The 13,396-nt window shown below is 62.3% G+C and carries 9 protein-coding genes, 1 pseudogene and 1 other annotated feature; of the genes and pseudogenes, 8 read left to right on the forward strand and 2 right to left on the reverse strand.

Annotated elements, in window-relative coordinates; all coding sequences use genetic code 11:
- Together IR155_RS14615 and IR155_RS14620 are read right to left on the reverse strand one after the other, a co-directional pair.
- Positions 1-798, reverse strand: a pseudogene (locus IR155_RS14615) (ISL3 family transposase); the annotation flags it as partial.
- Positions 799-878: 80 nt separating this feature from the next.
- Positions 879-1,607 (reverse strand): glycosyltransferase family protein, encoded by a 729-nt coding sequence (locus tag IR155_RS14620; protein WP_135115534.1) that lies wholly within the window; start codon positions 1,605-1,607, stop codon positions 879-881.
- Between the two features lie 426 nt (positions 1,608-2,033).
- On the opposite strand from IR155_RS14620, the gene IR155_RS14625 reads away from it, so the two are divergent.
- The 8 genes from IR155_RS14625 to IR155_RS14660 all read left to right on the forward strand — a co-directional run bounded on the left by IR155_RS14625 (position 2,034) and on the right by IR155_RS14660 (position 13,291).
- Positions 2,034-3,596, forward strand: coding sequence for a class I SAM-dependent DNA methyltransferase (locus IR155_RS14625; RefSeq protein WP_135115535.1), 1,563 nt, complete (start codon positions 2,034-2,036; stop codon positions 3,594-3,596).
- Entirely contained in the window at positions 3,593-4,807 is a 1,215-nt protein-coding gene (locus tag IR155_RS14630) for a restriction endonuclease subunit S (RefSeq protein WP_322783531.1), read from the forward strand. Before IR155_RS14625 ends, IR155_RS14630 begins: the two co-directional genes overlap by 4 nt.
- Positions 4,804-5,553 carry a TIGR02391 family protein gene (locus tag IR155_RS14635; RefSeq protein WP_135115536.1) on the forward strand — a complete coding sequence of 250 codons (750 nt, stop codon included), beginning with the start codon at positions 4,804-4,806 and terminating at the stop codon, positions 5,551-5,553. The genes IR155_RS14630 and IR155_RS14635 overlap by 4 nt, the downstream gene beginning before the upstream one ends.
- Positions 5,550-8,681, forward strand: coding sequence for a type I restriction endonuclease subunit R (locus IR155_RS14640; protein WP_135115537.1), 3,132 nt, complete (start codon positions 5,550-5,552; stop codon positions 8,679-8,681). Before IR155_RS14635 ends, IR155_RS14640 begins: the two co-directional genes overlap by 4 nt.
- Positions 8,678-9,904, forward strand: a complete 1,227-nt coding sequence (locus tag IR155_RS14645; RefSeq protein ID WP_135115538.1) for a hypothetical protein — start codon at positions 8,678-8,680, stop codon at positions 9,902-9,904. The genes IR155_RS14640 and IR155_RS14645 overlap by 4 nt, the downstream gene beginning before the upstream one ends.
- A gap of 2 nt (positions 9,905-9,906) precedes the next feature.
- Positions 9,907-12,609, forward strand: a complete 2,703-nt coding sequence (locus tag IR155_RS14650; protein WP_135115539.1) for an ATP-dependent DNA helicase — start codon at positions 9,907-9,909, stop codon at positions 12,607-12,609.
- A gap of 209 nt (positions 12,610-12,818) precedes the next feature.
- Positions 12,819-13,139, forward strand: coding sequence for a transposase (locus IR155_RS14655; protein ID WP_167760810.1), 321 nt, complete (start codon positions 12,819-12,821; stop codon positions 13,137-13,139).
- Positions 13,097-13,249: a sequence feature (AL1L pseudoknot), on the forward strand. (Overlaps the previous gene by 43 nt.)
- Positions 13,145-13,291: a hypothetical protein gene (locus tag IR155_RS14660; protein ID WP_167760811.1), complete on the forward strand. Its 147-nt coding sequence runs from the start codon at positions 13,145-13,147 to the stop codon at positions 13,289-13,291. Its footprint overlaps the feature before it by 105 nt.
- Positions 13,292-13,396 lie beyond the last annotated feature (105 nt).

Here is a 13,396-nt window from a genome sequence, read left to right on the forward strand (position 1 = left end):
CCGGCGAGGCGGACCACGTGGAACGGGTCCATGACGGGGACGGCGTCGGGGAGTTCCTCGGCGGCAGCGGTCTTGAACCCGGCGAAGCCGTCCATCGCGACCACCTCGATCCGCTTCGCCCAGTCCGCAGGGCGGGCGGCGAGCCACTGCTTGAACACCGCCTTGGAGCGGCCCTCGACCATGTCCAGCAGCCTCGCCGGCCCGGTCTTGTTCCTCGCGGGCGTGAGGTCGATGATCGAGGTCGATGATCACGGTGACGTACTTGTCGCCCAGCCTCGTGTGTCGCCAGACGTGCTCGTCGACACCGATCGTGGTGACCCCGTCGAACCGGGCGGGGTCGTCGATCAGGCGCCGCTTGCCTTCCGCGAGGACGGCGGCGTTCGCGGCACTCCAGGACACCCCGAGACCTGCGGCGACGCGGGTGACGGTGAGGTGGTCGATGACGATGCCCCGCAGCGCCCACTCCAGGCCGCCGCGGGAGATCTTCGCACGCGGCGCCGCCGCCCGCGTCATGTCCTGCCGCCACGTGCGCCGGCAGTGTCCGCACCGGTACCGGCGCACCCGCACCAGCAGGGTCGTCGGCCGGTGCCCGAACGGCTCATGCGCCAGTCGACGCGTGACCGTGTCCCGCGGCACGCCCTCGACACCGCACTTCCGACACCACGGGTCGTCCTCGACGACGCGGCATTCGACCGTGGCCCGATCCGGCTCGATCAGCTGCCCGACGGCGACGAGGCCGAGCTCGTCAAGGCGGCAGAACGTGGTCAGGTCAGGGGTCGCGAAAGTAGGGTGGAGCACGTCGAGGTCTTTCGGGATGGCGAGCGTGAAGAACTTCCATCATCCGGGAGACCTCGACCCCTACCCGGCCACCGACGCGCTCAACCGACGATGTCCCAGCCGATCTGGTTCTCCAGATCCTGACGGACAACGAGATTCGAGCCATGCAGATGCATCGGCGGCGGGCTGGTCATCACGGAGTAGCACTCGTGGCAGCCGAAGGGACGGTTGGACTCCATCGCCTTGTTCAGCAGCGTCGTCTCGTTCCAGTCCAGACCATAGGAGATCATGCCCTCCGATATCCCCACCGGATGACGGCTCAGGCGATGCACCAGACGCGCGAGATTGTCGGGCGTGAAGACGGACTCCTCGTCGTAGTGCACGACGTAGGAATCGGTCGGAGAGGCGCGGTGCTGCTCGACCATGTACTCCAGCGCACGAGCCTTGAGACGCGTGTCCTTGGGTGTGCGGTAGTCCGTCGGCAGCAGGTACGGCGTCACCGGGATGACCGCGTTTCGGTAGCGAGTGCGGAGCGCAGCGACTTCGTCGGCGTCCTCGGTGATGACCTCCACCCAGACGACCTTCTGCAGCACCGGATAACGGGCCACGCCCGCCAGGACGTTGTCGATGCCACGCTGAACGACCGAGAGCGCACCACCCTTGGTCGTGATCTGGATCAAGAAGCGATGCGTGTTCCCTTTCCGCTTCGCATGAGCGAGAGACGCAGTGAGCATCCGGTTCGTGACCTTCTCACGAGAGACATGCTTGTGAGCACTGGCCTTAATCACCATCCACCAGAAGTAGAGATAGGTGAAGATCAGGAGCACCATCGCCCCGAACAGGAACCAACCGACTGGTGAGAGATCCGGAACCAGACGCACTACCGGGCGACTCCGAAATCACCCCCTCGAAAAGCGAGGGTGCAGACAGAATTGGAGATGGTGTGGTGGAAAGCCAGACGCATAACTGTGTCGGAATATAACATGAATCGAGCGCTGAGACAATACTGAAAGTGCCTCTAGTCGGGTATTTAATAGCGAGATCGGAGTATTCCTATTCCAGCAAATTGCGGATTATGAGACAATAGAAGATAGATCGCAGCGTCCCGGTCGAGCCGTCCGGCTCCCGCCTGCGACAGCCCGGCCCGCCCGAGCGGCGCGGCACCCTAGCAGTGTCGGAGGCCGCCGGTAGCGTGAGACACGCACCCGACAAGAACTTAAGAGGCGCGCGGACAAGCGCGAAGGAGACCACAGCAGATGGCGCGAGCAGCAAAGCCGAAACCACAGAAGACCTTGGAGCAGACCCTCTGGGAGGCTGCCGACAAGCTGCGCGGCAACCAGGAGCCGAGCGAGTACAAGCACGTCGTGCTGGGTTTGGTGTTCCTGAAGTACGTCTCTGACCGCTTCGAAGAGCGCCGGAAGGCGCTCGAGGCGGAGCTCGCTGCGGAGGGCATCAAGCCGGAGCGGCTGCCGGACTTCCTCGAAGATCGCGACGAGTACACCAGCCACAACGTGTTCTGGGTGCCAGAGCTGGCACGTTGGGGCTACATCCAGTCCGTGGCGAAGCAGCCTGAGATCGGGCAGCAAATCGACCAGGCGATGGATCTCATCGAGAAGGAGAACCCTTCCCTGCGTGGCGTTCTCCCGCGCAACTACGGCCGCGACGGCTTGGACAAGCGACGTCTGGGTGAGCTCGTCGACCTGATCGGCTCGATCGGGTTCACCGAGACCGACGACCACGGCGCCGATGACGTGCTGGGTCGCGTGTATGAGTATTTTCTCGGCCAGTTCGCCGGCAAGGAGACCGGCAAGGACGCCGGGGCGTTCTACACGCCGCGTTCGGTGGTCAAGACGCTGGTCGAGATGCTGGAGCCCTACCAGGGCCGCGTGTATGACCCTGCGGCGGGCTCGGGTGGCATGTTCGTGCAGTCGGCTGAGTTCGTGAAGGCTCATGGCGGCAAGCGCACCGACATCTCTGTGTACGGGCAGGAGTTCACGGACACGACGTGGAAGCTTGCGAAGATGAACCTGGCGCTGCGCGGCATCGAGGCCGACATGGGGCCGCGTTCGGCGGACTCGTTCACTGATGACCTGCACCCGGATCTGCGGGCAGACTTTGTGATCGCGAACCCGCCGTTCAACGTCTCGGATTGGTGGGACGCGAAGCTTGAGGGCGACCCGCGCTGGCAGTACGGCACCCCGCCGCAGGGGAACGCAAACTTCGCGTGGGTGCAGCACTTCATTCACCACCTGAGTCCACGAGGCACGGCAGGGTTCGTGCTGGCGAATGGCTCGCTGTCGTCGAAGAGCGGCGGCGAGGGGGAGATCCGTCGCAAGCTCGTCGAGGCCGACCTGGTCGACTGCATCGTGGCGATGCCCGACAAGCTGTTCTTCAACACCGGCATCCCCGTCTCCCTCTGGTTCGTCTCCAAAGCCCGGCACGGCAACGGGCACAGGGAGCGCCGCGGCGAAGTGCTCTTCATCGACGCACGAAAGCTGGGCACGATGGAGTCACGCCGCCTGCGCGTGCTCACCGACGACGACATCGCAAAGATTGCCGGCACCTACCACGCCTGGCGCAACCACGACGGCGGGTACGAGGACGTCCCCGGCTTCGCGAAAGCGGCCTCGCTGGAAGAGATCGCCAAGCACGACTTCGTACTTACCCCGGGCCGCTACGTCGGCGCTGCCGAGGCTGAGGTCGACGACGAACCGATCGAAGAGAAGATCGAGCGCCTCACCAAGGAACTGTTCGCGGAGTTCGATCGCGGGCGCGGGCTGGAGGATGAGGTTCGGCGACGGCTGGAGGCGATGTCGTGACGACTTTGCCTGGATTGGGGCTTGAGCTGCCAGCGTCTTGGGGTGTAGCGACACTGGCCGAGGTCACGTCAAAGATTGGTAGTGGTGCCACGCCCCGAGGAGGAAGCTCTGTTTATGTGGCATCCGGGCCCGCGTTGATTCGTAGCCAGAATATTCATGACCATGAGTTCAAGCCTGAAGGGCTGGCATTCCTGAGTCAGGAGGCGGCCGCAGTGCTTCGTGGTGTAACTGTTGAGACTGGTGATGTCCTGATAAATATCACCGGAGACTCAATTCTTCGAACTGCTGTAGTCCCCGAATCAGTGCTGCCTGCAAGAGTCAATCAGCACGTAGCAATCGTGCGATCAAACGGAAGGGTTGATCCGGGCTTCCTGCAGAAGTGGCTGTCCCTGCCATTGATGAAAGAATATATGCTTGGGCACTCGTCCGGTGGGACTCGTAAAGCGATCACCAAGGGCCATCTTCAGTCTTTCCCGATTCCGTTGCCCCCGCTCGCCGAGCAGCGCGCCATCGCCGCGACGCTCGGCGCGCTCGACGACAAGATCGAGTCGAACCGGCGGGCGGTCGTATCGATATCCGACCTGCTCGATGCGCAATCAGAGAAGTCCGGAGCAGATCTCCCGACTGTTCCACTTGGTGTTATCGCAACGTCTGTCAAGGACACAGTGAATCCGTCCAAACTTGGCGACGCGGTAGTCGACCATTTCAGCCTTCCCGCGTTCGACGCCGGGGCTCGGCCTGAACGCGTTGCTGCAGCGACAATCAAGAGCAACAAGTTCAAGGTGCCGCGGAGTGCGGTTCTCCTCTCGCGACTCAACCCGCGCTTCAATCGCACGTGGTGGGCTTCCGCGGGGGCTGAGGCGTCGGCACTTGCATCGACTGAGTTCCTCGTGTTGGCGTCTGAGGATGACTTGGAGTTGGCGGGCGTGTGGCTGGCGGTGCGAGATCCGTTCTTCCGCGAAGAACTACCGAAGCGTGTGACGGGCACGTCGGGCAGCCATCAGAGAGTGAGGCCCGATGATGTGCTCACGATCGAAGTTCCTGATTTCAGAAGCGCCGCACCGGAAGTAAAGCATTCGGCGCTCGCGTTGCTGATGCGCGCTGAGAGTCTGCGCATGGAATCGGATCGTCTGACCGCGCTCCGCGACGCCCTCCTCCCCGAGCTGCTCGCCGGGCGCATCCGCGTCCCAGCTGAAGGGGTCGCAGCATGAACGGGCTCGACACCACCTGGGCGATCAAGTCTCTGAAGGAGTTCATCCACGCGACCGACCAGATCGCCTACGACAACTCCGGGAACTCGGGCGTTATCATGCTCGGAACTCACCAGAGGAAGCCAGACAGTGTCGCTGCTGAACTTGCCTACGTTGCCGAGCAGATTCTTGATCGCGTGCTTCCTCAGTGGCGTTCTGCCGACGACCGGACTCCCGAGGCGAAACAGAAGTCTCGTTGGAAACACCTGCGCGATTGGGCAGGTCGAGGCATTGCAGCGCTGGAGCGCGAGGAAGAGCTTCAGGAGAAGCTTGGCAACAATGCCCCGCGAATCTCGGCTGCTGACCTGCACCCCTGGGTCTGGAGCGGCGCCTCGTCACTCTGGCAGTCCGGCCACTTCCGTGAGGCTGTCGAGGGTGCGATTCGCAAGCTGAACGCCGAGACGCAGAACAAGCTCGGTCGTCGCGGTGTGAGCGAGACGGATCTTTTCAACCAGGCGTTTAGTGAGCAGCCCGCCGCTGTGAAGAATCCGCGTCTGCACCGTATGCCGGATGACGGTAGTAAGACCTTCAAGTCGGTGCAGCGTGGTGCTCGCATGTTTGCCGAGGGCGTGTTCGCTGGTATCCGTAACCCGCTTGCGCATGAGGCTGACCAGGAGATGCCGGAGCAGCAAGCCCTTGAGTACTTGGCGGCGCTCAGTGTGCTGGCGCGCTGGGTGGATGAATCGACGGTGGAGGTTGCATCGTGAGCGCGTTCAACGAGAACACTGTCGAGCTGGCTGCGTTGGAGTACTTCTCGGAGCTGGGATACCGCACCCTGCACGGCCCGGACATCGCTCCTGGTGAGCCGGGCGCGGAGCGCGACTCCTACGAGGACGTGTTCCTCTGGGGGCGGCTGCGTGATGCGATCCGTCGTATCAACCTCAGTACTTCCCCTGCCCTGATCGACGAGGCGATCAAGCGCGTGCGGCGTGCGGAGTCGCAGAGCCCAATCGATGAGAACTATCGACTGCATCAGCTCATCACGGAGGGCGTGCCTGTTGAGCGTCGGGATGCTGACGGTGCGCTGCGGACGACCAGGTTGTGGCTGGTCGACTTCGAGCAGCCGGAGAACAACGACTGGGTGGCGATTAACCAGTTCACGATCGTCGAGAACGGCAAGAACCGCCGGCCTGACGTGCTGGTGCTCGTCAATGGTATGCCGTTGGCGCTGCTGGAGTTGAAGAACCCGACTGCCGAGCACGCCACGCTGAAGTCGGCGTGGAACCAGGTACAGACGTACCGGCAGGACATCCCGTCCGTGTTCGTGCCCAATGCCGTGACGGTCATCTCGGATGGCACGTCGGCGGCGATGAGCAGCTACGCCGGAGCGTTCGAACACTATGCGCCGTGGAAGACCATCGAGGGCCGCGAGGTGGTCAGTGACCGCCCGGCTCTTGAAGTGCTGATCAAGGGAGTGTTCGAGCCGAAGCGGTTCCTTGATTTGCTGCAAAACTTCATCGTCTTCAGCGACGAGACCGCCACCGACAAGGCCACTGGGCAGCCGACACGGGTGCTGGTGAAGCGGGTGGCGAAGTACCACCAGTACTGGGCGGTGAACGCGGCGGTCGAGTCGACCGTGCAGGCGTCCCGGCCTGATGGTGATCGTCGTGGAGGCGTGGTCTGGCACACCCAGGGGTCGGGCAAGAGCTTCGAGATGGTGTTCTATGCCGCGAAGATCATGCGCGATCCTCGGATGGCGAATCCGACGCTGGTGTTCATCACGGATCGCAACGACTTGGACGACCAGCTGTTCGGCGAGACGTTCGCCCCTGCTCGTATCCTCCCGGAGACCCCTGTGCAGGCCGCGACTCGTACTGATCTGCGGACGAAGCTGAAGCGCGCGTCGGGTGGCATCGTCTTCACGACACTGCAGAAGTTCGCTCCGGGTGAGGATGGCGATGCCAACCCGGTGCTGACGGATCGTCGCAACGTGGTGGTTGTGGCGGACGAGGCGCATCGTAGCCAGTACGGCTTCGGTGAGACGCTGGATCGTCACGGGCGCTTGCGCTCAGGTCTGGCGAAGCACATGCGAGATGCGTTGCCTGGTGCTACCTACATCGGCTTCACTGGTACACCGATCGAATCGAACGACAAGTCCACGCGCTCGGTGTTCGGCGACTACATCGACGTCTACGACCTCACGCGTGCGGTCGAGGACGGCGCGACGGTGAAGATCTTCTACGAATCGCGCCTGGCGAAGATCGACCTGTCCGACGATGACCTCGCCGCGCTCGACGAGTTGGCGGACGAGATCACGGAGACCGTCGAAGAGGATGCCGCCACGGCGGCGAAGTCCCGCTGGTCGCGCCTGGAGGCCATCGTCGGTGCTGACTCGCGGCTCGATCTCATTGCTCGGGACATCGTCGAGCACTGGGAGAAGCGGCGAGAAGCGCTGTTCGGTAAGGGCATGATCGTGACGATGAGCCGCCGCATCGCGGTGCGCCTCTACGAGAAGATCGTCGCGCTTCGCCCCGACTGGCATTCGGACGATCCCGCTAAGGGAAAGATCAAGGTCGTCATGACCGGCTCGGCCGCGGACCCGGCCGAGTTCCAGCCGCACATCCACTCCAAGGACGTCCGCAAAGACCTCAAGCTCCGGGCCAAGAACCCCGACGACGAACTTGAACTGGTGATCGTCCGCGACATGTGGCTGACCGGCTTCGATGCGCCCAGCATGCACACGATGTACGTCGACAAGACCATGCAGGGTGCAGGGCTCATGCAGGCCATCGCTCGAGTCAACCGCACCTTCCGGGACAAGCCCGGCGGGCTCATCGTCGACTACATCGGCGTGTTCGCGAACCTTCAGGCGGCCCTCCAGGAGTACTCACCCTCCGACCGTGACCAGGCAGGCGTACCGATCGACGACATGGTCGCCGTCATGCTGGAGAAGCACGACATCATCCGGGGACTGCTGCACGGCGTCGATTACAACTCCTCGCCAGCTCTCACCGCCCCCCAGCGCCTGGCAGAGTACGCCAAGGTGCTCGACTTCGTCATGGCCGACCCCGACCGCACCAAGCGCTTCAACGACCAGGTGCTCGCACTGGCTAAGGCGTTCGCTCTGGCTGGAGCGCGCGACGAGGCGGCAGCGATCCGCAACGACGTGCGCTTGTTCACTGACGTGCGTGCCGCCATCTTGAAGATCCAGAACCCGGATTCTGGGCGTGGCGGATCCGGTGCGGTCGAGATCGACACGGCGCTCGGGCAGCTGCTCAACGAGGCGGTCGCTGCCGACCAGGTGGTCGACATTTACAAGCTTGCTGGTGTCGAGACGCCTGAGCTGTCGATCCTGAGCGATGAGTTCCTTGACTCGCTCGCGGAGAAGGACAAGCCCAACCTGCAGATGGGGTTGCTGCGTCGGCTCCTCAACGACCAGATCCGTACTGTGCAGCGCACCAACCTTGTGCAGGCGCGGAAGTTCTCCGAGCTGCTCGACGAGGCGATCAATCGGTACACGAACCGGTCGCTGACGACGGCGGAGATCATCGCGGAGCTGGTCAAGCTCGCCAAGCAGATGCGTGACGACCAGAAGCGGCACGAGAGTCTCGGGCTACGCGAGGACGAGATTGCCTTCTACGACGCCATCGTGCAGAACGATGCGGCCGTACTGGAGCTTGGCGACGAGGTACTCAAGGAGATCGCTCAGAAGCTTGTCAAGGCCGTTCGCGAGTCCGCAACCATCGACTGGAACCTCAAGGACTCCGTCCGCGCCACCATGCGCACCAAGGTGCGCCGCCTGTTGGCACGCTACGACTACCCGCCCGACGCCGAAGCGAAAGCCATTGAACTGGTGCTCGAGCAGGCCGAGCTGTTTGCTAAGGGGGAGGCATGACCGGCCTCTTCTCTCGCGGCGAGCTACGCGTCTATCTCGAGAATCGGGTTCGATCGTGTCTGAACCTGCTCGAGAACATGCCAGAGGACGAGGTGCTCGCGCGATCTACGGATGACATCGTCTCGCAGCTGGTTCAGGCTGCTCAAATGGAGCCCTTGAGGATTGGCGACGAAGCCATCGATGGTGGCGTGGTTGAGACGAAGGTAGACCACTACGACGTCTTCGATCGCACCGTGTACAAGGTCCCCGGACTGCGGATTCACGCGGTATTCGAGTACTCGGGTGATGCCGATCTGCTGTACTACACGCCCTCGACCCGGCTCCTGACGAGCTTCGAAGCGGAGGTACGGAACGGAACCATCACGGTTCACGTGACGCAGACTGGCTCGACGCCCAACGCGGCCGCAACAAAGCAGGCGATCGATCGCGAGATCGGCAGTATTCGAACGATGGCAGGTCATGTTCGCACTGATGTTGAACGGTTCCACCGTTCACTTGATGGACAGTTCCGACCAGCCGTTGAGCGACGGAAGAAGTTCCTACAGGAACGGCGCGACCTCGCTGGGGCTCTTGGCTTCCCGCTCAAGAAGCGCACTGACGCACCTGCCCCGGTACCACTCAAACGAAAAGCCGTAGGCGTTCAGCGAACTGCGAGCAAACCGGTTCGGCAGCCGTACAAGGACGAGTGGGCACTGACCGAAGCGCAGTACGAAGATGCCATACAGGTCATCACTTCCGCGATGCTCTCGATGGAGCGCACACCCTCGGTCGTCGTCGGCAAGGACGAGGAGGAACTTCGGGACTACATCTTGGTCATGCTCAATGGCACCTTCCAGGGAACTGCTACGGGAGAAACCTTCGTCAAGAATGGCAAGACCGACATCTTGGTTCGCGTCGAGGATCGTCACGTGTTCGTTGGGGAGTGTAAGTGGTGGAAGGGGGCGAAGGCGCTTGGCGCGGCGGTCGACCAGCTGCTCGGTTACCTGCCCTGGCGTGATGAGAAGGCTGCCCTGATCGTCTTCATCGACAATAAGGATGCCTCTGCGGTGTTCGACAAAGTTGAGGAGGCTGTCAAAGCGCACGGCGCCTTCAAGCGCGCGGGCAAAGCGGCTGCTGACAGGACTAAGAGGCGCAACTTCATCCTGGGGCACCCCGAGGACTCCGAGCGTGAGATCCAACTTGCTGTGCTTTTCGCGGTACTACCCAAGGTCGAGGCTGCGTAAGTATGGCTACCGTCGACAGTCAGATTACGTCCGCAGCGACGACTATCTCTGAGAACATCACGGAGCTGGCGGGCAACCGCAAGCTGATGTCGAAGAACATCATCAAGCAGCTCCGTGACCTAACCGAGGGCGTCATCGTCCGCGTCCACACGAAATCAGGGTCTACTGCCTACGATCACGATGCGATCAAGGCCGGCACGGCCTGGATCGGGTCGTCGGGCAAGCAGTTCAACTTCCTCCATCGCTTCCATAAGCTGCTCCAGCAGAGCGAGTCGCACTACACCTTCGACGGCGATGTGTCGGAGCGACTCATGCTCAAGTACTACGAGTACCTGCTGCGAATCCGGAACCTGCTCCGAGACGAGTGCGGGCTTGAGGTGCTCGGGAATCTCGAAGAGTTCCCGGTCGACCTCGACCCGTCCCTACGGGAGTACCACCAGAAGATCGCGGAACGGATCGATGCGGCGTCGCTCCTGGCCCCTGGCCAGGGCAAAGACGATCACTACTACGTCCAGTCCGTTCGGCCGTTCGTCACAGGTGGGCGGATCTTCTACGAGGTGACCTTCACCAACATCACGGACAACCCGAGCAAATTCGACCGCATCATCGCCTTCACCGATATCGACATGACCGCGCGTTATGCGGCGCACCTGCTGCTGGTCAACGACGAGATCGAGGTGCTGGGACGGAAGATGCCGATCACGATCATCCGTGGGTGGAAGGTGGCAATCCGTCCGTGTGAGATCCAGCACCTCGCGGAGATCTTCGGTATGGAGACCTCGTCGAGCCGCACTGTCGAGTACAACGCGCTCATGCAGTACCTAACAGACACCGGCGCCAGCCTGCTCGACCTGATGGACATGAGCGCCCCGCAGTACGAACACATCAAGTCCGTCGCTACGGTTTCGGCGAAGCCGCCACGCATCTTTCCGATGCTCGATCGGGTTCGCGCACTGGTTCGCTCGAATGCACCAGGCACCAACATCGTTCGCTACTTGATGCTTGAGATGAACAACCGACTCATCAAGCTGCAGCAAGATCCTCGGCCCTATCGCGCCCTCTCCAACCTTCGGCTGACATCCCGTGCCCGACCATTCGACACCATGCCATTCGCGGCGAGCCCGGCGGGCCACGTGCCCCGGTTGCGAGACCTATTCGAGTGCCTCGACACGACGGGTCGCGAGCATGAGCTGCTTGGTCGCCGGATCAAGACGAACGTTGAGCAGCAAGGCATGCTTTACACGCCTGAGGACGACCTCGCGGGCTTCGAAGACCTCGATGGCCTGATTGCGAAGCACAACCAGACGCTCCCGCCGACAGCAAGCCACGCTGGACGAACCCTTGAGAAAGACAAGGGCCACGTCTTCATGCATGAGTACGAGAACGACACCGTCTCCATCATTGAGCGATTGCAGACACTGGCGGGAGACGGCGTCAGCGGCCACGAGCAAGCGGTTGATCGCTGGCTCGATGAGACCACCCTCAAGGTCGATGACGACTCCAAGAAAGACGCGCTCAAGTCGCTGTTCTCCCGGTCTCGCGTCGCGCTGATCTACGGAGCGGCAGGCACCGGCAAGTCCACAATGGTGAACTACATCGCCAACTACTTCAGCGAGAACTCGAAGCTGTTCCTCGCGCATACCAACCCGGCCAAGGCGAACCTGGAGCGCAAGGTCGCGGCTCAGCACGCCGAGTTCAGAACGATCGCGAGTCACCTGGCCCGTGGCTCCGACATGAGCTATGACGTGCTCGTCATCGACGAGTGCAGCGTCGTCAGTAACGCCGACATGCTCAAGGTGCTCGACAACACCAGCTTCCAGCTGCTGGTTCTGGTGGGAGACGTGTTCCAGATCGAGGCCATCCAATTCGGCAACTGGTTCAGTATCGCGCCGGACTTCCTGCCGAAGCAGGCGGTGTTCCAGCTGACCAAGCCCTGGCGGACGAGCGACAAGGCGCTACTCGACTTCTGGGCCAAGGTGCGCAACCTTGAAGACGGCATCGAGGAGGCCATCGCCCACCACGGGTATTCGGGCGTACTCGACGAATCGCTCTTCACCCGCCAGCGCGAGGACGAGATCATCCTGTGCCTGAACTACGACGGGCTATACGGCATCAACAACATCAATCGCTTCCTCCAAGCGGAGAATTCGGGCAAGGCGGTGACCTGGGGTGCGAGTACCTACAAGGTTGGTGATCCGGTGGTGTTCGGCAACTCCGGGCGCTTCCAGCCGCTCATCTACAACAACCTCAAGGGCAGGATCGTCGATATCCAGGCCGCAGCCGATCACATCCAGTTCGATGTCTGGCTTGAGCGCAACTTCTCGGAGCTGAGCGTGTGGGGTATCGAGGGCCTCGAGTACGTCGGGGAATCGACGGTGCGCTTCAATGTCTATCTCCCACAGAGCACCGACACTGATAACGAGGACGACCGCAGCACCGTGCCGTTCCAAGTTGCCTACGCTGTTTCGATCCATCGATCGCAAGGTCTGGAGTATGACTCGGTCAAGGTCGTCATCACTGATGCGAATGAGGATGATATCTCGCACGGCATCTTCTATACGGCGATCACGCGGGCGCGTGAGGCGCTCAAGATCTATTGGACGCCCGAGACGCAGAAGAAGGTCATGAGCCAGCTCGACCCTAAGCGCAACGGGAGAGACGTTGGTCTCCTGAAGGCGCGACGTGGGCTTAAGCGGGTGGCATAGATGGGTGTCGGCTCTGAGGACGACGCGCCGCCCACTTGCGGCCATTGCGGCGCAGTGCTGGTTATGACGTCGGATCAGGCGGGCAAGCATGTCGCCGTCCGCCTCGACTGCCCCGTTCATGGCCCTCAGCTCATGTGGACCCCATTCGGAGACGATGTGAAGCGCCCCGGGTCTGATGGAGGCTCTCAAACCAGTGAAGGATGAGAGTCATGGCAGCACCACGGAAGTACAGCGAGGAGCTCAAGGAGCGCGCGACGCGGATGGCGCTCGACGCGCGACGAGATCCCGCGACGAAGACCGGAGCGATCAAGCGGATCGCCGACCAGCTCGATATCCATCCCGAGGCCCTGCGCACTTGGGTCAGGCAGGCCGAGATCGACGCCGGTGAAGCGCCCGGCACGACGACCGCGGACACGCAGAAGATCGCCGACCTCGAGCGGGAGGTCCGCGAGCTGCGGCGGGCGAACGAGATCCTGAAGACCGCGTCGGCTTTTTTCGCGGCCGCGGAGCTCGACCGCAAGCTGAAGTAACCGAGGTGCCCACCGCGGTGCTCGTCGACTACATCGATGAGCACCGCGACCGGTTCGGGGTCGAGCCGATCTGCCACGTCCTGCGTGACGCGGGCCTGAAGATCGCCCCGAGCACCTACTACGCCGCCAAGACCTGGATCGTGTCAGTTTAGTGCCCCACGCCCGGCCGGAGTGCGGCGATGATGTCGGCGGCTTCCCCCGTTGGCGGGGTGGTCGCGGTGAGTTCGTGTCCGTCGATGGTGATCGTGACGTCACGC

Origin of the sequence: Microbacterium paludicola, from assembly GCF_015235415.1 — a bacterium.
GTDB lineage: Bacteria > Actinomycetota > Actinomycetes > Actinomycetales > Microbacteriaceae > Microbacterium > Microbacterium paludicola.

Bases quoted from the DNA above. Each gene is read 5' to 3' on its own strand.
- IR155_RS14635 (WP_135115536.1), top strand. From the start codon at position 4,804: ATGAACGGGCTCGACACCACCTGGGCGATCAAGTCTCTGAAGGAGTTC.
- IR155_RS14650 (WP_135115539.1), top strand. From the start codon at position 9,907: ATGGCTACCGTCGACAGTCAGATTACGTCCGCAGCGACGACTATCTCT.
- IR155_RS14645 (WP_135115538.1), top strand. From the start codon at position 8,678: ATGACCGGCCTCTTCTCTCGCGGCGAGCTACGCGTCTATCTCGAGAAT.
- IR155_RS14620 (WP_135115534.1), bottom strand. From the start codon at position 1,607: ATGGTGCTCCTGATCTTCACCTATCTCTACTTCTGGTGGATGGTGATT.
- IR155_RS14625 (WP_135115535.1), top strand. From the start codon at position 2,034: ATGGCGCGAGCAGCAAAGCCGAAACCACAGAAGACCTTGGAGCAGACC.
- IR155_RS14655 (WP_167760810.1), top strand. From the start codon at position 12,819: ATGGCAGCACCACGGAAGTACAGCGAGGAGCTCAAGGAGCGCGCGACG.